The 290-nt window shown below is 69.7% G+C and carries 1 protein-coding gene; it reads left to right on the top strand.

What is annotated here, in order from left to right; all coding sequences use genetic code 11:
* The coding region (locus LZP69_RS16090; RefSeq protein ID WP_234201707.1) for a hypothetical protein at nucleotides 1–290 on the top strand (290 nt) is incomplete at both ends.

Here is a 290-nt window from a genome sequence, read left to right as displayed (position 1 = left end):
GCTCAGTGGTTTGCGACCCTCGCGGCGGCACAACCCGCGCGGGTGGACGTGGCCTGGCTCAATCTGGACGAGAACGACAACGATCCCCAGCGGCTGCTGCGCTACCTGTACGCAGCAATAGGCCGCTGCGTGCCGGCGCTGGCGACGGACGCGGCGCAGGAAATCACGCGCACCGCCGACGCCTCGGTGGTCCTGGAGAACCTGAGCGTCCGGGTCGCCGCACACGTTCGGCCGGTGCTGCTGTTCCTGGACGATCTGCACGTGATCACCGGGGGCGAGGCGGCACGAGC

This window comes from Shewanella sp. AS1 (assembly GCF_021412565.1).
Taxonomy (GTDB): domain Bacteria; phylum Pseudomonadota; class Gammaproteobacteria; order Enterobacterales; family Shewanellaceae; genus Shewanella.
Note: the sequence above shows the minus strand (reverse complement) of the source record. Positions and strands in the feature narration are given on the sequence as shown.